This is a genomic window from Algibacter amylolyticus, assembly GCF_014202225.1.
Taxonomy (GTDB): domain Bacteria; phylum Bacteroidota; class Bacteroidia; order Flavobacteriales; family Flavobacteriaceae; genus Algibacter_B; species Algibacter_B amylolyticus.
Genome location: NZ_JACHGE010000004.1, coordinates 75,395 through 95,614, shown reverse-complemented (window position 1 = coordinate 95,614; position 20,220 = coordinate 75,395). Strand labels below are relative to the sequence as shown.

General features: G+C 31.6%; 21 protein-coding genes. 13 read left to right on the top strand and 8 right to left on the bottom strand.

Translation table 11 applies throughout. The annotated features are described in order from the left end of the window. Positions 1-66: 66 nt before the first annotated feature. The 3 genes from HNQ90_RS10025 to HNQ90_RS10015 all read left to right on the top strand — a co-directional run bounded on the left by HNQ90_RS10025 (position 67) and on the right by HNQ90_RS10015 (position 3,031). Positions 67-1,260: a PD-(D/E)XK nuclease family protein gene (locus tag HNQ90_RS10025; RefSeq protein WP_144115663.1), complete on the top strand. Its 1,194-nt coding sequence runs from the start codon at positions 67-69 to the stop codon at positions 1,258-1,260. A gap of 48 nt (positions 1,261-1,308) precedes the next feature. Continuing rightward, entirely contained in the window at positions 1,309-1,581 is a 273-nt protein-coding gene (locus HNQ90_RS10020) for a hypothetical protein (RefSeq protein ID WP_144115662.1), read from the top strand. A gap of 310 nt (positions 1,582-1,891) precedes the next feature. After that, positions 1,892-3,031 carry an SH2 domain-containing protein gene (locus HNQ90_RS10015; RefSeq protein ID WP_144115661.1) on the top strand — a complete coding sequence of 380 codons (1,140 nt, stop codon included), beginning with the start codon at positions 1,892-1,894 and terminating at the stop codon, positions 3,029-3,031. A 48-nt stretch (positions 3,032-3,079) separates the two neighbouring features. Here the strand turns inward: HNQ90_RS10015 and HNQ90_RS10010 are convergent, their stop codons facing one another. The 8 genes from HNQ90_RS10010 to HNQ90_RS09975 form a co-directional block, all read right to left on the bottom strand. Next, positions 3,080-3,718 (bottom strand): hypothetical protein, encoded by a 639-nt coding sequence (locus tag HNQ90_RS10010; protein WP_144115660.1) that lies wholly within the window; start codon positions 3,716-3,718, stop codon positions 3,080-3,082. 398 nt (positions 3,719-4,116) lie between these two features. Continuing rightward, entirely contained in the window at positions 4,117-4,566 is a 450-nt protein-coding gene (locus HNQ90_RS10005) for a hypothetical protein (RefSeq protein WP_144115659.1), read from the bottom strand. 209 nt (positions 4,567-4,775) lie between these two features. Then, on the bottom strand, positions 4,776-6,149 hold the full coding sequence (locus HNQ90_RS10000; protein ID WP_144115658.1) for an MBL fold metallo-hydrolase RNA specificity domain-containing protein: 1,374 nt from the start codon (positions 6,147-6,149) through the stop codon (positions 4,776-4,778). A gap of 12 nt (positions 6,150-6,161) precedes the next feature. Continuing rightward, positions 6,162-7,001 (bottom strand): ATP cone domain-containing protein, encoded by an 840-nt coding sequence (locus HNQ90_RS09995; protein ID WP_144115657.1) that lies wholly within the window; start codon positions 6,999-7,001, stop codon positions 6,162-6,164. Between the two features lie 129 nt (positions 7,002-7,130). Then, complete coding sequence (locus HNQ90_RS09990) at positions 7,131-7,979, bottom strand: universal stress protein (RefSeq protein ID WP_144115656.1); 849 nt, start codon at positions 7,977-7,979, stop codon at positions 7,131-7,133. Between the two features lie 133 nt (positions 7,980-8,112). Beyond that, a complete protein-coding gene (locus HNQ90_RS09985; RefSeq protein WP_144115655.1) occupies positions 8,113-8,952 on the bottom strand; it encodes a universal stress protein in 840 nt (279 codons plus the stop codon). Positions 8,953-9,041: 89 nt separating this feature from the next. Next, a complete protein-coding gene (locus HNQ90_RS09980; protein ID WP_144115654.1) occupies positions 9,042-10,094 on the bottom strand; it encodes a response regulator in 1,053 nt (350 codons plus the stop codon). Further along, positions 10,091-11,596 (bottom strand): sensor histidine kinase, encoded by a 1,506-nt coding sequence (locus HNQ90_RS09975; RefSeq protein ID WP_144115653.1) that lies wholly within the window; start codon positions 11,594-11,596, stop codon positions 10,091-10,093. Before HNQ90_RS09975 ends, HNQ90_RS09980 begins: the two co-directional genes overlap by 4 nt. A 126-nt stretch (positions 11,597-11,722) precedes the next feature. Here HNQ90_RS09975 and HNQ90_RS09970 point away from each other — a divergent pair, with 126 nt between their 5' ends. The 10 genes from HNQ90_RS09970 (at position 11,723) to HNQ90_RS09925 (ending at position 20,137) form a co-directional block, all read left to right on the top strand. Then, positions 11,723-12,115, top strand: a complete 393-nt coding sequence (locus tag HNQ90_RS09970; protein ID WP_241678334.1) for a hypothetical protein — start codon at positions 11,723-11,725, stop codon at positions 12,113-12,115. An 82-nt stretch (positions 12,116-12,197) separates the two neighbouring features. Next, a complete protein-coding gene (gene trxA / locus HNQ90_RS09965) occupies positions 12,198-12,494 on the top strand; it encodes a thioredoxin (protein ID WP_144115651.1) in 297 nt (98 codons plus the stop codon). 134 nt (positions 12,495-12,628) lie between these two features. After that, a complete protein-coding gene (locus tag HNQ90_RS09960; RefSeq protein ID WP_144115650.1) occupies positions 12,629-13,711 on the top strand; it encodes an efflux RND transporter periplasmic adaptor subunit in 1,083 nt (360 codons plus the stop codon). Then, positions 13,708-14,970, top strand: coding sequence for an ABC transporter permease (locus tag HNQ90_RS09955; protein ID WP_144115649.1), 1,263 nt, complete (start codon positions 13,708-13,710; stop codon positions 14,968-14,970). The genes HNQ90_RS09960 and HNQ90_RS09955 overlap by 4 nt, the downstream gene beginning before the upstream one ends. A 1-nt stretch (position 14,971) precedes the next feature. Further along, the gene (locus HNQ90_RS09950; RefSeq protein ID WP_144115648.1) at positions 14,972-15,646 is read left to right on the top strand and encodes an ABC transporter ATP-binding protein; all 675 of its coding nucleotides are present in this window, start codon (positions 14,972-14,974) and stop codon (positions 15,644-15,646) included. An 82-nt stretch (positions 15,647-15,728) separates the two neighbouring features. Beyond that, positions 15,729-15,941 carry a hypothetical protein gene (locus HNQ90_RS09945; protein WP_144115647.1) on the top strand — a complete coding sequence of 71 codons (213 nt, stop codon included), beginning with the start codon at positions 15,729-15,731 and terminating at the stop codon, positions 15,939-15,941. After that, positions 15,941-16,825 carry a DnaJ C-terminal domain-containing protein gene (locus tag HNQ90_RS09940; RefSeq protein ID WP_144115646.1) on the top strand — a complete coding sequence of 295 codons (885 nt, stop codon included), beginning with the start codon at positions 15,941-15,943 and terminating at the stop codon, positions 16,823-16,825. The genes HNQ90_RS09945 and HNQ90_RS09940 overlap by 1 nt, the downstream gene beginning before the upstream one ends. Before the next feature lies 1 nt (position 16,826). After that, complete coding sequence (locus HNQ90_RS09935; RefSeq protein WP_144115645.1) at positions 16,827-17,123, top strand: chaperone modulator CbpM; 297 nt, start codon at positions 16,827-16,829, stop codon at positions 17,121-17,123. 9 nt (positions 17,124-17,132) lie between these two features. Next, complete coding sequence (locus tag HNQ90_RS09930) at positions 17,133-18,044, top strand: mechanosensitive ion channel family protein (protein WP_144115644.1); 912 nt, start codon at positions 17,133-17,135, stop codon at positions 18,042-18,044. Between the two features lie 125 nt (positions 18,045-18,169). Then, on the top strand, positions 18,170-20,137 hold the full coding sequence (locus HNQ90_RS09925; RefSeq protein ID WP_144115643.1) for a heavy metal translocating P-type ATPase: 1,968 nt from the start codon (positions 18,170-18,172) through the stop codon (positions 20,135-20,137). The last annotated feature ends 83 nt before the right edge of the window (positions 20,138-20,220 follow it).

Here is a 20,220-nt window from a genome sequence, read left to right as displayed (position 1 = left end):
AGCAAAAAGACCACTGTCTAAATACACTCAAGATATTGCTAGACAATTGAAATTAATTAAATTAGAATGAAATCAGATAATTTAGAGATAACAAAAGAAATAACTTTACTTAAAGCTAAGATACCTGCCCTACCAAAGAGGCCGCGGAAGAATTTATTCGATATTTTAAAAATACAACATAGAGAAATACGTAATAGCAATATACTTGCTTACTTTTTCGACCCAAAGGAGGACCACGGTTTTGATAACTTGTTTTTTGAATCTCTTCAAGCAATAGCAATTGAAAAAATAAATGACATAAAAAAAAAGCACCCTGAAATTAAATTTAATGACATAAGTTTTTTTGATGAAATCAAGAAAGTTAAAACGGAGGAGCAAACCACAGGTGCACAAACAAAAACAAAAAGTATTGATATTGTTTTGGAAGGGGATAATTGGGTTATTGGTATCGAGAATAAAATTCATCACCATCTGGCAAACCCATTAAATACTTACTGGGCACATCTTAAAAGTAAAAAGAAAATACCATTTGGAATTTTACTCACATTATTTCCATTTAAAATCAGTAAAGGAAAGTTGAATAATGGTAATTATTTTTTAAATATTACGCATAAAGAGCTTATTCAGCGTGTCCAACAAAATATAAAGCTAACTGATGAGGTTAGCGATACTGATATTTTTTATTTACGAGAATATTTTAAAAACATTGAAAGTCATTACTTTCATTTAAAGCATACACCAGAGATGAATACCATTGTTCAAGAAATAACTGAAAACTACAGCGCGATTAATGAAATTTTAAAGAAAAAGGAAGCTGCGGAAAATCATATTGAAAGTCAAATTAATACTGTTTTTTTGGAACATGGTTATGTTAAGACAAGTAAATGGTTTAGAAGAGAAGATAAATTATATGATTTGTATTTTTTTGTTGCACCTGCTTCAGAATTAATGCGAACAAACTCATTGTGGTTATGTGTGGAAATTAGAAACCACACTAATCGTGATATCGATAGAGCTGAGTTTATGGAGTATTTTCGTGAACAGTTTGTTAACTCACAAAGTTTTCAACAGATTGATTTAGAATCAGGCAGTCAAAGAACGCATGCATTTATATACCAAGAAGATGACTTTTTTAAGAGGGAGAACCCTTTTAATGAAAAATTTAAGAAAGTTTTAGAACGATTAATAAGTACGGGTAATTCTCCAGTAAAGCAAGTGGAGAAATATCTTAAGGAACGTAATTATTTATTTTCTGAGTGATATTGTGTTATTTGTGAAAAAGGCATTTCGCAAACAGATCTCTATCAAATGTTAGCCTATGCCGTAAGATTTAAGATTAATGAGATTGTTTTGTATTATCCAAATATGTTAAGTACATCCATAGAAGGAACAACTGAAATAAATATTACGGATGAGTTTGCTAAGGATGAAAATATTCAAATAAGAGCTTGTCAATTGCCAATAATTAATAGGGAGCTTTTTAAAAAGGATATTCAAAATAAACAGACATTACAATTAGAATTTGAAGCCGTTAAAATAGAACTTATAGGCAAGATTGAAGCGTCTTTAAAATTTATATAACGTATTAGTTATACAGGATTAGTCTAAGAAAATTAAAATTCAAATAATAAGCAAAACATCTTGTTTTTAGATATTGAAGTTAACCCAAAAACTAATAAAGGATTTAAAGGTTTTTGTTGATAATGAAGTACTTGGCTTAGTGTTGAAGTCACAAGGAAACTTATTACTGAACAATATGAGCCCATGTTAAAAAAAGGCTACGAAATAGAAAGTGCTTCAGCGGAATATATTATCTATTGGTATAATAAGAATGATGATAAAGAGTATAAGATTGTATTGCCTAGATTGAGATTTGAGAAATTAAAATAAAATGGCTGAAATTCATAAAAAGGAACAAGTTTTTACAAGGAATCAATTGTATAACTTAGTTTGGTCAACACCAGTTTCAAAAATACTAGAAGAGTATGCAATTTCTAATACAGGTTTTAAAAACCTATGTAAAAAACACGATGTTCCATTACCTCCAAATGGACATTGGCAAAAATTAAAACATAACAAAGAAGTTAATGTTATTCCATTGTCTTCTTCTGATAAAAATTTTGATAATATAACTTTACCCAAAAGACTGGAAGGTGAAGAAAGTCTTAATAATGTTTCGGAATTAAATCTTCTCATAAGGGAAATAAAAAATGATAAAAATTTACCACTAACTGTTCCTGATAAATTAAATAAACCAGTTAAGGAAGTTATATCCACAAAAAAACACTTAAAGTTAACTAGAAAAGCTAAATGGCCATACGATGTGGATGAGCCTAAAGACGGTGTTTTAAGTCTTGCTGTTTCAGATGATTTAGTAGAGAGGGGGCTTATTTTCGGGGATACATTTATAAAACTATTAAGGTGTCGAGGACATGAAGTTAAGAATATAAGAAACCATAAATATTCTAACTATAATGGTTTAAGGTACATTATTCATGGTGAATATTTTGTTTTAAGATTAAGAGAAATAGATAAAAGGGTAATGGAGAAGTCTGAATATAGTTGGCAAACAGCTAAGTATTATCCAACAGGGAAATTATGCTTGAAAGATGAAAATTATCCACGACATGAATGGACTGATGTAAAAACGATAAAATTAGAAGATAGACTTGCTGCTATTGTGGCGTATCTTGAAATTTCTGCAAAACGGAAGACTAAGGAGCGGATTGAAAATGAAATTAGATGGGCAGAAAATGAAAGGCGACGCAAGATTGAAGAAGAATTAAAGCAACGAAGAGAAAAGGATCTAAATCAATTTAAAGCGGTTATTAGTAATTCAAGTAGATGGCAAAAATCTATGGATTTAAGGAATTATATTTTAGCAGTTGAAAAAAATGCAAGGGAAAGAAATCAATTCACTGATGAACTTAAAAATTGGTTACAATGGATAAAAGATAAGGCAGATTGGTATGATCCTTTAATAGAAAAGGAAGATGAGTTGTTTAAAGGCATTGATAGGGATTCTATTTAAGTGTGGACGTTATCCTAAATAAAAATTTCTTAGGCAGGAGTTTCGGGTTTAATATATATTTATACTACCAGTACCCATACATCCAAAACACACACCATTTTTAACATGTTTATATTCTGATAAATATCCAGATCCATCGCAGCGATTACAATTTTTTGACATTTCAACAAATATGCCATTGCTATCAAGTATTGGGATTTTATTTCTCATATGTTCTTTTTTATGGCAAATTCTGCATAGCGTAATTAAAGCTTCATTATCATATTCCCAAGCACTTTTCCCTTTCTGATAATATTTGTGATGTACATTTAAATCATAATAATTCTCCGATTGAGACTGGTTAAAACAGACATGAATATATTTATTGATAACAAACGGTTGCTCAACATATTTCTGTGCAAACAATAAATCTTCAATTTTAATTAAGGCTTTTGAAGTGCCAATAAATTTACAATCAGCTTCCCAATTTTTTTTATATATAACAAAGTCATTGGTGTTTTTTTTTCTTTGTAATGAAAAATCATTTTCCCTCATTTCAAAATATGATTTAACGCCAAATTTTGATGATAATCCTAATATTTCACTTCTATAGATATTACAATGTTGACATTTGCTATTATCCCTATTAATTATTTCTTCTCTTTTAGAGAGCCATTCTTTGGTAGATAGTTGTTCGTTGTATGTCATTAACTTTTTCAAGAAATTTGAACTTTATTCTATGTTTTAAATTACGAGTAAAAATAATAATTTATCAATATTTTAATGTTTATCCACGAGGTAAAAATAAAAAATCAAATTTTTATTACCGTTTTTAATTTTAAACTAATTAGTCAAAAATTAATGATTATATTAGATGTGAAATTATAAATCAGAGTACACATTCTCGTACACGATTTTATTAAAATAAAGCATAAAGGGCGATAAATTCGGGTGTTTTTTCAAACTCATAACCCGAAGGTCACTGGTTCGAGTCCAGTTCCCGCTACTAAGTTAAAAGCCTTTCAAGAAATTGAAAGGCTTTTTTTATTTCACTTAATACAGTTTAGATACACAACATTCTGCTTTTTCCTCTTTTAAGCACTATGTTAAATTTTATCGAGTAAATGTTTAGATTTATCTTCCTTCTTGATAATTTTAATAATATTAAATAACTGTGTTTTGAGAACTCTGTATTCTTTTAAAAATTTGTTTATAGAAACTATTAAATTACTATGTTCTTTAATGTAGGCTTTTTCTAAATCTAACTCATCAACGCCATCAACCATTATTTGTAACTTGTTTTCATGATTTCTAACGGCTTCTAACAGCTGGTTATTTACCTTGTCCGATCGGTTTATGGCATCAATAACTTCTTTAACACTAGAAAAATTACCAAGGGCAATTAATTGAGAAGTAAATTCGGTTACTAAATCTTCAAAAAAGAGATGCTCATCTTTAATAAAATTTAATTCAGATAGCCATTCTTTTGAAGCTTCATGCATTTCTTCAGCATTAAGCCATTCTGCGTAGCGTAAATGTTTTTGTGTGGTTTTCATGGTGTGTGTGTTTAATAAGAAAGCAAAACACAATTCCCTTAAATCATGTTCTGCTTTCTTGCGCGTTACAAAAGTGTGATAACCTGTTCAGCTTTAGGAAATCGTTTTTGTAAGTTGCTTAATAATCCAAGTTTTTGTTTTATATTTTTCTAAATTACTTTTAGTGAGGCTTTTATAAAATGATAATTATCAGTTATACTAACTTAATTTTAAACCATTAACTTACTTACATCGGTTAGCTTAGGTATGGTAGCGTCCCAATTATATAGGTCTTTCAGTTTTACTCTAAACGCGTCTAATGCTGTTGGTTCACCATGTATAAGGTATACTTTTTCTGGTGTGTTTTTAATATCGCTAACCCAATCTAATAGGTCTTGTTGATCTGCATGAGCCGATAAGCTTTCAATGTTTTTTATAGTAGCCTTTACAGGATAGTATTTTCCGTAAAACCGAATCTCGTGTGCGCCTTCTTGCAATTGTCTGCCACGAGTGCCTTCTGCTTGATAGCCAACTAATAGCACTGTAGTTGAAGGCTCATCAATAAGTTGTTGTAAATAGGTTAAAACGCGTCCTCCTGTAACCATACCACTTCCTGCAATCACAATTTTAGAGCGTTTATCGTCAATGGTTTCCCAGGTTTCTTTGTAGGATTGAATTATGTTAACATGCTCGCACATAGCAGCATATTCTTTAGGCGATAGTTTATGCCATTTAGGGAAACGTTTAAAAACATCCAACACGTTATTACCCATTGGGCTATCAACAAATATTGGGATGTTTGGAATTTTATTGTCTTGATATAGTTTCCATAAAATGAACATGAGCATTTGTAAGCGCTCTACCGCAAAACTAGGTATAATAAGATTCCCCTTTTTATTGATGGTTTCCAAAATAATTTGGGTGAGTACATCTTCAATATTTTCTGCCGGATGTAATTTGTTACCATAGGTGCTCTCAATAAATATGAAGTCGGCCTTTTCAGGTTTTTTAGGAGCGTATAGTAAGTAATCGTGTTTTCGGCCTATATCTCCAGAAAACACAAAACGCTTCCCGTTAATGTCTAATTCTATAAAGGTTGCGCCTATAATATGGCCATTGTATTGAAAGCGATAAGTTATATGCTCTGATAATTGAATCCAAGTATCTTCAATCTCTACTTCAAATTGTTTAATGGTTTTTTCGGCATCTAATTTGGAATAAAATGGTAAAGCAGGACTGTGTTTTGTGTAATTTTCCTCATTTGCCTTTTTCGCCTCTTCCTCATGTATTTTAGCGCTATCTCTTAATATTACTTCTGCTATAGCCAAAGTAGGAGCAGTGCCTTTAATTTTGCCCTTAAAGCCTTGTTTTATCAAACGTGGCAGATAGCCAACATGGTCTAAGTGGCCATGCGTTAATAAAACGACATCGATAATGCTTACATCTATAGGAAGATTTTCCCAATTAAGTTCTCTAAGTTCTTTTAAGCCTTGAAACATACCACAATCTATAAGGATGTTTTTTTCTGAAGTTTCAATTAAAAATTTAGAACCCGTAACAACTCCTGCCGCACCTAAAAAACTGATTTTTACAAATTTTTCCATGTTAATATATTTTTAGCCACATAAATGTGAAATTTCATCTAGAATTTTATTTTTCCGTGTCTCGGAAACACCAAGATGATCTAAATAAAATTTATCGTTAATTAAATCTCTGCAAAGGATTACAGATCGACTTAAAAGAAAATTTTTTTCACGCTGAGAAAGCAGTGTAGACACGGTAATTGGGTATAGACCTAAACGATCAATTCTATCTTTTAAACCATCGTTTAATGGGTAATCCCAACTTAATAAATACAGTCCGCAGCAATTACCATATTGTATGGCGTCCTTGGTGAATCTTGTGTTAGTAACGACCCAGCCTTGGGTAAGTGACTCTTCGTCTTTTTTTAGTTTTTGCCAATTGTTTTTTATGTCTTGATATCTAGAATTGATATACAGAGGAATTTTAACATTACAGTTAAGACCTTCTTCACTATGAAATTTACATTCTATAATAGTCGCTTCAGAATTTTTTCGTGCTATAACGTCAATTTCATGCGAAACACATTTGCCGTGTAAAATAGTACCAACCTCTGTTTTGTAGCCCGAATACTTTAAAATAGCGCTAACAAAACGCTCAAAAGGAAAGCCAGTTGGTCCTAACTCGTAAATGGCTTTCTTAAGTTTGTATTTTGAAGCAAAATGACTCTTGCTTTTTTTAAGTAATGCAAACGCTCTGTTATATATTTCTTTGGTTGATATACTTTGGTAGAGCTCATCACGAACCTTATCTATAATTTGATTGACAACTTGGTTATCTGCCCCAGATCGTTTTAAGGATGTTCGTAATTTTTCCAATGAAAATTTCACTTTTTCACCAGAGGACTTAATAATATCTATATTAGAAATATTCATGTTATAATAACTTTTATACTTATTCGGTTAAGCCAGTTTAGCTTAAAATGAAGCACGAATACTAATTGAGATTAAGCATCATATAAAAAAGACCTAGAAGTAATAGCATCTTTTTTATGATTTTAAATATTAAACACGTGCTGTGTTTTGCATAGCTAATAAGGGTATAGTTAACCCAAGACTCACCTTATCGATATTAGAAGGGAATAACATATCTTCTAAAAACGAATGCTGTGTATTAACCATGGTAATCATATCGAAATCTTTCTCTTCTATAAAAGTCTTGATAGTGTCGGCTATTTTTATGCTGTCTTCATGATGAAATTTTACTTCGTTTTCACTCAAGGCATCTTTTATAAATGCTTTGTTATCTTCTTGTCTTATGGAAAGTTTGTTAATTTTAGAAACATATAAAACATCGATGCAGCTTCTGTTAGGTTTGGCTAAAATGGAAAGTAGTTTTAGCTCGCGACGCTTATAAGGCATTAAAAAATTAGTAGGGAATAAAATTCGTTTAGGTCGAGTATTGGTGTAATTGGAAGGAATAGCCAAAACAGGACATGGCACATATTTTAAAACTTGAAATGTTTGGCTGCCAAATACAATATGCCTTTCGTCTGATATACCTTTAGTGCCCATAACAATCAAATCTATATTTTTTGCATTTGCAATAAGATTAGCTTCTTCTATTAAAGTGTTATAAGCCGAAATGCAGTGATAGGTAAATCTAGGATTAGGCGCTGTTTTTTTTACCTCTGTAATAAGTTGTTCTAAATTAGATTGCGACTCATTTCTAACACGAGTTAAAATATCATTAAAAACGTCTCGAGAGGCTAATTCCTCATGATCGTAAAATTCATTTTGATACGCATGCATGAAATAGAATTCTGTTTTTTGATATTTAAAAAATTCTAGCGCATAGTTAATGGCGTTCTTAGAGTTTTCTGAAAAATCCGTAGGAATTAAAATAGATAGCATAATAATTGTTTTTAGATTTCTGTTATGAAAGTATGTTTAAAAAAAACTAAAAACTATGATATATATCAGCGCTGTTGTTTTAAGGTGTTGTTTTAAAATGAGTTAGGGGCTTGTTTAAGTTAACATAAATACCCTATTCGTGTAATACTAAAAAAGGAATATCTGTATGGTATGTTATTTTTTCAACTTTAGAATGAAATAATATATTTTGAAAATAATTTAGGTTTTTGGCAACCATTGCTATCATGTCTACAGACCTGCTTTCTACAAAGCATTCAATAGCATCTTCAACATTTTTATTGGTAAGAAAATGGAAACTTGGATTAAACTCTTCAAAATAATCATTTAGTAATTCCTTATTATTAAGTTGTTCGGGATTTAATGTAGTGTCTTTATTTTGAATATGAATAACTCGTAAATTGCCTTTTGTATCTTTTAATACATTTGTTAATGGTTGTAGTATATTAAGATCGTAAGTGAGGTTAAAATCTGATGTAAATGCAACCTCTTGTAGCTTATTATATTTTGCACATTCTGGTACTACTAAGGTGGTACATTTCACTTTGGTAATAACATCGCCAGTGTTACTGCCAACAATGAATTTGCTAAGGCCAGATGCACCTTTGGTGCCCATAACAATCATGTCTATTTTCTTTTCTTCAACATGTTTTCTTATGGCTTCTAAAAAGAAATAATTTTCGGTAAGTGTATAAAAACGGTGGTTTTTGCTTACTTTATGGTTCTCTCTAACTTGTTTTAATTGCTGTCTTAATTTAGTGCGAGAAGGCTTGGTGTAAATTTCTTCAATAACGTCTTCTGTTGTAATATAATTTTCTGCACTAGCAACCATACCTTCAATTCTGTTAACATGAAGTAGGTAAAAATTACATTCCGTATTTTCAAAAAAAGCAATGGCATACGAAATAGCATTCCATGAGTTTTCTGAGAAGTCCGTAGGTAATAAAACATTCATCTTTTAAATTTCTTAGTAAATACAAATCTAAAATGATGAAGCCTATTAAAATATGATATCCATCATATTAGAAATACTTGTGTATTAGGCTAGTAGATATCCTGTAATTCTTGAAGATTAATAACTTTAATATTTCTGCCTTCCATTTCTATGAGGCCTTTCTTTTTAAAATCGGACAAGGTTCTTATTAATGTTTCTGTCGCAATTCCAGCTACACTTGCCAAATCATTACGAGAAATTTTAATAGGATCTTCAGGTTTCGAATTTATTTTTTCGGCAAATCTTATAATTGTTGATGCTGTTTTTCTTTGTACAGAACTGTAAGCCATTTGCAATAATTGGTCTTTAACTCCTGTAATGTCATCGGTTAGTAATTGAATAACTTCTAGGGCTACCTTGTGGTTTTGGTCTAGTATATCTTTTAGTTCGTTTTTAGCAACACCAACCATTTTTAACTCTCCTAAAGCTGTTGCTGTTTCTCGGTAAGGTATATTTTGAGTGAATGATGTATAGCCAAAGAGATCATCTTCTTTATGAAGGGCTGTGGTAAGTTCTTTTCCTTTTTCATCAAATTTATAACACTTTACAACACCTTTTAAAATTAAATAGACATAATTAGAGTTATTACCTTCTTTGTAAATAATGTCGCCTTTACTGTAGTTAAAAATGGTGCCATTATCGTCGAAGAAATTTTTTAGGTCGTTAATTGTTCTTAATTGTTCTTCTGGAATAGTTGAATCATTTAAAGCTAATTCGCGTTCTTCCTTTAAAATAGCAGCTTTTGCTATTCTACTTTCAATAGCGCTTAAAATTTCATCTTCATTAAAGGGTTTTGTAATATAGTCGTCTGCTCCCATATTCATGCCTTTTCTAACATCTTGTCTTTCTGTTTTGGCAGATAAAAATATAAACGGTATAAATTTGGTGCTATTATCTTTTGATAGGCCTTCTAATACACCATATCCATCTAAAATAGGCATCATGATATCACAGATTATAATATCTGGATTTTTATCTTTTGCAACTTCAAGACCAATTTGCCCGTTGGCAGCTGTAATAACTTCGTAGTCCGAAAGCTCTAATAACTCGGCTGTGTTTTCTCTTAATACGGTGTCGTCCTCTATTAATAATACTGTTTTCATTGTTGTGCTTTATTGGGTAGTTCTATAGTAAATGTTGAACCTTCGTGCTCTTTGCTTTTAAATGTTATACTGCCATTTAAGCTTTCTAAATGGTCTTTTACAATATTCAATCCAATACCTGTACCTTGTATTAGTAATGCATTTTCAGCTCTAAAATAGCGATTAAATATGTTTTTTTGATCCTTCTCCGGAATACCAATACCATTATCTTTTACTATAAAAACGGTAGTTGTTTTATTTTGAGAAATCTTTATGTCAATAATCGTGTTTTCAGAAGAGTACTTTATAGCATTATAGATTAAGTTGGATAAAGTTAGTTCTAATATTTTTTCATCTTGGTATAACGAAATATCATCTATATTCTCTGGGTAGTTAATTTTTTGTCCAGCTTTTAATAGCATATTGGCATTATAGATAACCTCGTTAAGAACTTTACTTAACTTAAAAGTGGCAAATTTATAATTGATTTTACCTTTCTCTAGTTTTTCTATCGAAAGGAAATCATTTAATATAGTATTAAGGTATTGTACTTTTTCTGTAATGGTATTAATATGTTTTTCTCGTTTATCTTGCTGTTCGGTTAATTTGTATTTATTTAATAACTTGGTTGACGTTAAAATACCGCTTAAAGGTGTTTTAAATTCATGCGAAACCATAGATAAAAACTTTGTTTTTAACTCGTTTAATTCCTTTTCGGTAGCTAAAGCTGTTTTTAGTTCTGCGGTACGCACAGCAACCGTTTTCTCCAAATTTTCAGTATAATTTTTTTGTTCCGTTATATCTAAAATAATGGCTAAAAAAACATCTTTGTCACCTAGTTTAGAACGTTGTACATGTACATTTACAGGGTAAGTGCTACCAGATTTTCGTTGATGTACAGTTTCGAACTCAATCTTTTCTTCTTTGGTATCATTAAGTAATTCTAATTTTTGTCTGAATTGTGATTCTGTAAAGTTTGGTTTTATGTCAACAGGAGTCATGGTTTTAAGCTCTTCTAAACTGTAACCTATGTTTTTTTGCGCACCATAGTTAACGTTTATAAATTTTAAATCATCGTTAGCAAATACATATATTTCATTAAGTGATTCTTGAAAAATACTAGCCAAATGGTTGCGTTCTTGTTCCATGTATTTACGCTCGCTAATGTCTATTACTAGAGCCATAACATACCCTTTTCCGTAAACAGTAAACGGATTAAGTCCTGCTTCCACAGGAAAAACACTACCATCTTTACGTGCGCCATAAAGATCGCGACCATGTCCCATTTGTCGGCGAGCTTTATCTTTCATAAAACCATTAAAATGAGCACCATGGCCAGCATGATAATTTTGAGGAATTAAAATATTTAGTGGTTGTTTTATGAGTTCGCCCTTAGCATAACCAAACATTTTGTTGGCAGAATCGTTAGTTTCAACAATGTTTTGGTGTTCATCAACTACTATAACGCCTTCGGAAACAGCATCTAAAAGCACCTTAGTTATATCTTTATCTTGCTGAAACATATAAGTTTTAATGGTTTAATTGGTAAAGTGATTAAAGATAACTGATTTATATCATTCTTTAAAACTAATATTACCTCTAAATTTGGTTTAGTTTAAAGCCCTTAACATATGGTAGTTAAAAAGAAAATGACACTACAATTTTATCAAAACCTGGGTAAGTTGTTTTATGCTATTGCAGCTATAGATGGTAAAGTAAGTGCGAAAGAATTTGAGAAACTAAAACTATTAGTAAAAAAGCAATGGTTAGAGATAGATGCTACTGAAGATGCTTTTGGTACAGATGCCGCTTACCAAATTGAAATTGTTTTCGATTGGCTTAATGAAGCTAAATCGCTTAACACGAAGGCTTGTTTTGACGATTTTATTAATTACAAAAAAAGCCAAAGTCACTTATTTACTAAAGAGATTAAAGGCCTAATATTAAAAACGGCTTCGGCAATTGCTTATGCTTTTGCGGGTATTAATAAGTCTGAACTTACTTTGTTAGCAACATTAGATATAGAGTTAAAAATACCCTAAAGTTATTCTCGTGTTTCAGCCTTTGAAACTGCAGTGTGATTGACGATTTTTAAACTTAAAAATGGGATAAATATATTAGAAAATGAAAAGTAGTTTTAACAATATTATAAATTCAGAACCATGTGTTTTAGTAGACTTTTTTGCAGATTGGTGTGGCCCTTGTAAAACGCTATCTCCAATATTAAAGGATGTTAAAAAAGAGCTTGGAGATACTGTAAAGATTGTAAAAATTAATGTTGATAAAAATGAATTGCTAGCAGCAAAGTACCAAGTACGTGGTGTGCCAACAATGTTGCTTTTTAAAAATGGAAATCAGGTTTGGAGGCAATCTGGAGTACTTCAAAAAAATGATATTATAGCAGTTATCAATTCAAATTAAAGCGTACAAATAATCTCGAAGCCATATAGCGCATTTTAATTTTGGGAATTAGGGGTTTGTTCAGGTACATGTCCTAGAGCATTAATTGTAGCTATCAAAATATATCAGTTAAAATTTAAACGGTCTTATTAGTCATGAAAGTATGTTTTTGTATCGGTATACTATTGCTTACCGTGTCTTGCTCAAATAAACAGGATAAAATTTTACCTGTAGAACAATCTTTAACGGAGTCTGTTTATGCATCGGCAACGGTTCAGCCCGATAGCCTTTATAAAGTTTATGCCGCTGTTTCAGGAATTTTAGACGACGTTCTTGTTAAAGAAGGCGACTTAGTAGCTAAAGGAAAACCCTTGTTCCAAATTATTAATAGTGCACCAAAATTGAATAGTGAAAATGCCAAATTTGCTTTAAATCTCGCTAAAGAAAATTATAATGGAAGTGCAGCTGTTTTAAGTGGTATTAGAGATGAAATTGATGCGGCTATCCTTAAACTTAAAAACGATTCGATTAATTATTTCAGACAAAAAAATCTTTGGGAACAACGTATAGGTTCCAAATTGCAATATGAAAGTAAAAAGCTTACTTACGACTTAGCTGTAAACCAATTAAAACTTTTAAAAAACAATTATAATAGAACCAAATATGAGTTGCAAACCGCAGTAAAACTAGCGGAAAATAATTTTAATACGGCTTCCATAGCAACAAGTGATTTTATGGTTACTAGTAAAATGAATGGGAAAGTTTATGCACTACTAAACGAACCAGGGGAGATTGTATCAAGCATGGAGCCTTTAGCAGTTTTAGGCAGCACAAATCGTTTTATTATTAATTTGCTGGTAGATGAGGTAGATATTGTTAGAATTGATAACAAGCAACAGGTGTTGTTAGTTTTAGAGGCGTATGCAGATACTGTTTTTGAAGCTCAGATTTCTAAAATTTATCCCAAAAAGGACGAACGAAACCAAACTTTCACCGTTGAAGCTGTTTTTATAAATCCACCAAAAATATTGTATCCAGGACTTTCTGGTGAGGCTAATATTATCATAACCAAAAAGGAAAATGTAATAACCATTCCTAAAGCTTATTTAATACACGATAATAAGGTAAAAACAGACGACGGTATTGTGTCTGTAAATATTGGTGTGCAAAATTTAGATGCCATTGAAGTGCTTTCTGGAATAACTAAAGATACATATATTTATAAGCCAGACAAATGACTAATTGGAGCATCATATTAAGTATTGCTAAAACACATTTGCTTACTAAAATAAAGCAAACATCCATTGCTGCATTAGGTGTTACATTTGGTATTGGGTCTTACATTACTTTAGTGTGTTTTATGACAGGTTTAAACACCATGTTGGATGATTTAATGCTAAATCAAACACCACACATTCACGTTTACAATGAAATTGAACCTTCAAAAAAGCAACCGGTTTCATTATACGATAATCTTAGTAATAGTTTTAACGTTATTCATTCCATTAAACCAAAATTAAGTCAGAAAAAAATACATAATGCTTTACCAATTATAAATTATTTAGAACATAATGATAAAGTATTAGGCGCACTTCCACAGGTAAAAGCACAAATTTTCTATATAGCAGGATCGATAGAGATTAGTGGGAATCTTACAGGTATCAATCCTATTGAAGAAGCTAATTATTTTAATATGAGCGATTATATTATAGAAGGTTCTGCCATGGCATTACAAAATACAGATAATGGGATTTTGTTGGGTATTGGTATTGCAAAAAAAATGGCTTTAAAAATAGGAGACCGTATTCAGGTAAGCCCAATAAACGGTTCTATTTTTCCATTAAAAATTGTAGGGTTTTATCAAAGTGGTGTAGCCGATGTAGATGCTATTCAGAGCTTTACTAATATTAAAACGGTACAGCGCATTTTAGGAGAAGCTAATAACTATATCACAGATATTAATGTGAAGTTGTATGATATAGAAACAGCCATACCACTTGCAAAAACAATAGAACAACAATTTAACCTTAAAGCTATTGATATTAAAACCGCTAACGCACAGTTTGAAACCGGAACAACAATTAGAAACTTAATTACCTACGCTGTGTCTATAACACTTCTTATTGTAGCAGGATTTGGTATATACAATATTTTAAATATGCTTATTTACGAAAAAATGAATGACATCGCTATTCTTAAGGCTACAGGGTTTTCTGGTAAAGATGTACAACTTATTTTTATGAGTCAAGCTATGATAATTGGTTTTGTTGGTGGTGTTTTAGGTTTGCTAATTGGTTTCGGGTTAACGAGTTTAATCGAAACAATTCCTTTTAAAACAGAAGCTTTACCAACCGTAGAAACATACCCTATAAATAAAGATCCGTTGTACTTTATAATAGGCTTTTCGTTTGCTATGGTATCAACGTTTCTTGCGGGGTATTTACCAGCAAAAAAAGCCAAAAAAATAGATCCAGTTAAAATTATAAGAGGCCAATAATATGAGTGTTATTTTAGAAGCTAAGCATATTAATAAATACTTTAAAAAGCCTGTGAATTTTCATGTGTTAAAGGATATCAGTTTTCAAATAAAAAAAGGGGAATTTGCATCTGTTATGGGGAAATCGGGTTGTGGGAAATCGACTTTGCTTTACATTCTTTCCACTATGGATACCGATTATGAAGGTGAGCTATATCTTAAAAACCAACTTATTACAGGTCAAGATAGCACGCATTTATCTCATTTGCGTAACAAACATATTGGTTTTGTGTTTCAGTTTCATTATTTGCTTTCGGAGTTTTCGGTGCTAGAAAACGTTATGCTTCCTGCTAAGAAATTGGCAGAAAAATCACTTCAAGAAATTGAGCATAATGCCATTCAAAAACTTAAAATTCTAAATATTGAGCATTTAGCATCTAAAAAAGCATCGCAAGTTTCTGGTGGTGAGAAACAGCGTGTAGCTATTGCTCGTGCACTTATAAACGACCCGTCTATAATTATGGGCGATGAGCCAACGGGAAACTTAGATAGCCACAATGCTGAAAATGTATTTAATATTTTTAAACAGTTGAGTGATGAGCAAGGTTTGTCGCTTTTAATCGTTACACACGATGAAGATTTTGCAAATAAAACAGATAGAATTATTCAAATGGAAGATGGAAAAATACTTCTGTAAACGCACCTTTTATTCATGATATTAATCATTTTTAATACCCTCTTTTGCAACTAACTTTATAGTGTAGTTTTAAGCAAAAGGTATGAAAACACTTCAAGACATAGAAAATCAAATAATAACGTTAACGACAAGCATAGAAGTAAATTACCCCGAGCTATATGCTACGCTAGATGAAAACCCAGTTACTATTCCTAATAATAGTCATCCGGATATGACCATAACTATTATGGAAGATTATCTAGAAGGTTTAAAACAAATATTAAAGCAATACAGTAAAACTCATAATAAAAAGTAATGGCATTTATCGATTATTATAAAATACTAGGCATTTCTAAAAGTGCTAAAGAAGGCGATATCAAAAAAGCCTATCGTAAGCTAGCGCGTAAATATCACCCAGACCTAAACCCTAATGATAAGCTTGCAGAGCAAAAATTTAAGGAGATTAACGAGGCTAATGAGGTGCTAAGTAATCTTGAAAATCGTAAAAAATACGATGAGTATGGAGAGCATTGGCAACATGCCGAAGAATACGAAAAAGCGAAACAGCAAAAGCAGTATCAGCGAAGCACACAGGGACCTCAAGGTAGTTATTCCGAAGAAGATTTTTCGGATTTTTTCGGAGATATGTTTGGAGGAAAAGCGTCTGGAAATAGTGGCAGACAAGTAAAGTTTAGAGGGCAAGATTTTAATGCGCAACTGCAGTTAGAATTAAAAGATGTTTATACCACTCAAAAAAGGACATTAGCCGTAAATAATAAAAACATACGTATTACCATTCCTGCTGGTGTTGAAAATGGACAGGTTATTAAAATTAAAGGACATGGAGGAAAAGGAGTAAATGGTGGTCCTAATGGCGATTTGTATATCGAGTTTTCAGTGGTTAATAATTCACTTTTTAGAAGAGATGGTAATAATTTATACGTTTCGGTAGATTTAGATTTGTATAAAGCGCTGTTAGGTGGCGAAATTATGGTGAATACTTTTGATGGAAAAGTAAAACTTACCGTAAAACCAGAAACCCAAAATGGCACCAAAATAAAATTAAAGGGCAAAGGGTTTCCTAAGTATAAAAAAGAAGGACAATTTGGCGATTTGTATGTAACCTATAATATAAAAACACCAGTAAACCTTTCAGAAAAAGAAAAAGAACTGTTTACAGAACTTTCAAAATTGCGATAAAATGGACACAGCACAACTTATATCAATACAACAATTTTGCACACATTACAATGTACCTGTAAAGTTTATTAACGCCTTACAAGAATACGAGTTAATTGAAATTACGATTACCAATAATCAAGATTATTTAAAAACTAACCAGCTTAATGCTATCGAAAAAATGATGCGAATGCATTATGATTTGGATATTAATTTTGAAGGTATAGATGTTATTTATAATTTATTGAAACAAGTAGAGCAGCTTCAAGAAGAAGTGCGCATTTTAAAAAATAAATTAAGCGCTTATGAAGGTTTTTAATTAGCTATTATGACAACAATAGAATACATAAAAGAATGGTTAAGTACCAATCCACTAATATGGAATGTTATTCGGTTTCTTGCCATACTATTTGTTATTTTATTAGGTGTGCAGTTGGTAAGACGCTATTTAAAAAAACACATTTCTAATACGGTTATACGTTATAAATCTCAAAAAGCCATAGAGATTATAGGCTATGGATTGTTAATTTTTTTAGCTATCACTTATTTTTCTGGTTCTATTAAGGATTTTACAATAATTATAGGACTATTTACTGCAGGGTTGGCATTTACATTACAGGAGTTAATCTTAAGTATTGCGGGATCAATCTATATATTTTTAGTGAAAGTTTATAAACCTGGAGATCGCATTGAAATTAATGGCATTAAGGGAGATGTTATAGATGTGGATAGCATTTATACAACCATGATGGAAATTGGCCAATGGGTTGAAAGTGATAACTATAGTGGGCGTATTGTAAAACTGAGTAATGCTTTTGTATTTAAAGGTCCAATCTATAACTACTCGCAAGATTTTCCTTTTATTTGGGATCAATTCAATTTGCCTATTCGTTATGGTTCAGATATGGAACTAGCAAAATCTATTGTTATTAAAATTGCTTCAGAAACACTTTCAGAATACACCAAGGCATCCAAATCGCAATGGGAAGCGGTAGTGAATAAATATTATATTGAAGATGCTATAGTTGAACCTACGCTTGCTGTTAGGCTTACCGATAATTGGGTGGAATTCAATTTAAGGTATATTGTAGATTACAAAAAAAGACGATTAACAAGGCACCTTCTTCATGATGAAATTCGAAAAGCTTTCGAGCAAACAAACGGAAAAGTGGTATTAGCATCAACAACAATAGAGCTTATTAAAATTCCTGAAATAAAGATAAATTCAGAACAAATTTAAAAGTAATAATACCCATTATAAATGGTGTTCGCTGGTTGTAAACTTATTTTTTTCTATGGATTTATTAACTTTATAAGCATCGAAATGCCAAGATATACTTTTAGTGAGTTTTAATTAAAAAACATATGGCTAATAATGAACATGACGCACACGCACATTACCAGGTTTTAGGTAAGAAAACAGAGCTTTACTTTGCAGTCTTTTGCGGTGTTTTTCTAGTTATAGGTTTTAGTATTGAAAAATTAATTGGCTTAGAAGGTTGGTTTTCTTTGTTAAGTTACATTATTTCTTATTTTTTTGGAGGGTTCTTTATTACTATCGAAGCCATAAAAAAAATTCCGAAAGGAGAGTTTGATATAGATTTTTTAATGATTGCCGCTGCCGCTGGAGCTGCTTATATTGGTAGTTGGGCAGAAGGCGCGTTACTATTGTTTCTATTTAGCTTAGGTCATGCTTTAGAGCATTATGCCATGAATAAAGCTAAAAAATCTATTGAGGCTTTAGGTCATTTATCTCCAAAAACGGCTCTTATAAAAAGGAATGGAAAACTTGAGGAAGTACCAATCGAGACTTTAAAAATAGAGGATGTTATTGTTGTTAAACCAAATACAAAAATTGCAGCCGATGGTGTTATTTTAAGAGGTAGTTCTAGTATTAATCAAGCACCAATAACAGGTGAAAGCATGCCAATTGATAAAACAAGCATTGCTAGTACAAACAATTTGCCGGAGTTTAAGGATATTAATAAAAACCATGTTGTATTTGCTGGTACAATTAATGGGGATAGTAGTATAGAAGTTTTAGTGCTTAAACTAACAGAAGATTCTACGGTTTCTCGACTAATTAAAATGGTAAGCGAGGTTGAAACTCAAAAATCGCCAACTCAGCGACTCACCAAAAAGTTTGAAAAATGGTATGTGCCCATTGTTATTATAGTTGTTTTTATATTGTGTTTTGCTTTCATTATAGTAGATGAAACTTTTAATGCTAGCTTATACCGAGCCATTACAGTATTAGTTGCTGCTAGTCCTTGCGCATTGGCAATTTCAACGCCAAGTGCTGTTTTAAGCGGGATAGCAAGAGCCGCTCAAAAAGGAGTGCTTATTAAAGGCGGAAAAGCTTTAGAGGATTTAGGCGAAATAACTACTATAGCATTCGATAAAACGGGCACATTAACCGAAGGCAAACCAAAACTCACAAATTTAATTCCTTTAAATAATTTTAATGAGAAGGATTTAGCACATTTAGTTTTGGAGGTGGAGAGTTTAAGCAATCACCCATTGGCAAAAGCTATAGCTAATGATTTAAGTGTGAAATTTAATATAGCGTCTCAAAATAAAGCATCTAATGTAAACGCTATTCAAGGTAAAGGTATTCAGGCACAATATAAAGGTGAAAAAACACGTATCGGTAATGTGAAATTAATGGAAGATTCAGGTCTAAAAGTCACTAAAACCATTCATGCTAAAATGAATCAGCTTTTACAAAATGGACATACCGTAATGTTAGTAGCGTTTAAAACTGATATTGTAGGACTAGTTAGTGTTATGGATTTACCTCGAAAAACCGCCGCTTCTACCTTAAAGCGATTGCAGGAAATAGGTGTTAAACACATGATAATGCTTACAGGCGATCATCAAAACGTAGGGGATGCCATTGCTAAACAAATAGGACTAACTGAAGCTAAAGGAAACTTGCTTCCAGAAGATAAAGTTTCGGCTATAAAAGCATTAATTAAACGCGATAAAAAAATAGCTATGGTAGGAGATGGTGTTAATGATGCACCAGCAATGGCATTAAGTACAGTAAGTATTGCTATGGGAGCAGCAGGTAGCGATGTCGCATTAGAAACAGCCGATGTAGCTCTTATGTCCGATAAAATTGAAAATTTACCTTTTGTTATTGGTTTAAGTCGAGCCTCCAAGCGTATTATTAAACAGAATATTTTTATAAGTCTTGGTGTTGTGGTGCTGCTAGTTCCTGTAACCATTTTGGGACTAACAAATATTGGTGTAGCAGTAGCTTTTCATGAAGGCTCAACCATTGTAGTGGTTTTAAATGCCTTGCGATTACTTCGTTTTAAAATGAGTTAACTTTTAAGTTTTATGAAAAATTAATTGGTCTTGGTTCCATAAATAGGTTTTTTAAAGAAGTAATCGCATTTGTTAATTGTGAG

What these genes read in the sequence shown, in the direction of transcription:
- HNQ90_RS10025 (WP_144115663.1), top strand. Translation starts at nt 67, where the DNA reads ATGAAATCAGATAATTTAGAGATAACAAAAGAAATAACTTTACTTAAA.
- HNQ90_RS10020 (WP_144115662.1), top strand. Translation starts at nt 1,309, where the DNA reads ATGTTAGCCTATGCCGTAAGATTTAAGATTAATGAGATTGTTTTGTAT.
- HNQ90_RS10015 (WP_144115661.1), top strand. Translation starts at nt 1,892, where the DNA reads ATGGCTGAAATTCATAAAAAGGAACAAGTTTTTACAAGGAATCAATTG.
- HNQ90_RS10010 (WP_144115660.1), bottom strand. Translation starts at nt 3,718, where the DNA reads ATGACATACAACGAACAACTATCTACCAAAGAATGGCTCTCTAAAAGA.
- HNQ90_RS10005 (WP_144115659.1), bottom strand. Translation starts at nt 4,566, where the DNA reads ATGAAAACCACACAAAAACATTTACGCTACGCAGAATGGCTTAATGCT.
- HNQ90_RS10000 (WP_144115658.1), bottom strand. Translation starts at nt 6,149, where the DNA reads ATGGAAAAATTTGTAAAAATCAGTTTTTTAGGTGCGGCAGGAGTTGTT.
- HNQ90_RS09995 (WP_144115657.1), bottom strand. Translation starts at nt 7,001, where the DNA reads ATGAATATTTCTAATATAGATATTATTAAGTCCTCTGGTGAAAAAGTG.
- HNQ90_RS09990 (WP_144115656.1), bottom strand. Translation starts at nt 7,979, where the DNA reads ATGCTATCTATTTTAATTCCTACGGATTTTTCAGAAAACTCTAAGAAC.
- HNQ90_RS09985 (WP_144115655.1), bottom strand. Translation starts at nt 8,952, where the DNA reads ATGAATGTTTTATTACCTACGGACTTCTCAGAAAACTCATGGAATGCT.
- HNQ90_RS09980 (WP_144115654.1), bottom strand. Translation starts at nt 10,094, where the DNA reads ATGAAAACAGTATTATTAATAGAGGACGACACCGTATTAAGAGAAAAC.
- HNQ90_RS09975 (WP_144115653.1), bottom strand. Translation starts at nt 11,596, where the DNA reads ATGTTTCAGCAAGATAAAGATATAACTAAGGTGCTTTTAGATGCTGTT.
- HNQ90_RS09970 (WP_241678334.1), top strand. Translation starts at nt 11,723, where the DNA reads ATGACACTACAATTTTATCAAAACCTGGGTAAGTTGTTTTATGCTATT.
- trxA (WP_144115651.1), top strand. Translation starts at nt 12,198, where the DNA reads ATGAAAAGTAGTTTTAACAATATTATAAATTCAGAACCATGTGTTTTA.
- HNQ90_RS09960 (WP_144115650.1), top strand. Translation starts at nt 12,629, where the DNA reads ATGAAAGTATGTTTTTGTATCGGTATACTATTGCTTACCGTGTCTTGC.
- HNQ90_RS09955 (WP_144115649.1), top strand. Translation starts at nt 13,708, where the DNA reads ATGACTAATTGGAGCATCATATTAAGTATTGCTAAAACACATTTGCTT.
- HNQ90_RS09950 (WP_144115648.1), top strand. Translation starts at nt 14,972, where the DNA reads ATGAGTGTTATTTTAGAAGCTAAGCATATTAATAAATACTTTAAAAAG.
- HNQ90_RS09945 (WP_144115647.1), top strand. Translation starts at nt 15,729, where the DNA reads ATGAAAACACTTCAAGACATAGAAAATCAAATAATAACGTTAACGACA.
- HNQ90_RS09940 (WP_144115646.1), top strand. Translation starts at nt 15,941, where the DNA reads ATGGCATTTATCGATTATTATAAAATACTAGGCATTTCTAAAAGTGCT.
- HNQ90_RS09935 (WP_144115645.1), top strand. Translation starts at nt 16,827, where the DNA reads ATGGACACAGCACAACTTATATCAATACAACAATTTTGCACACATTAC.
- HNQ90_RS09930 (WP_144115644.1), top strand. Translation starts at nt 17,133, where the DNA reads ATGACAACAATAGAATACATAAAAGAATGGTTAAGTACCAATCCACTA.
- HNQ90_RS09925 (WP_144115643.1), top strand. Translation starts at nt 18,170, where the DNA reads ATGGCTAATAATGAACATGACGCACACGCACATTACCAGGTTTTAGGT.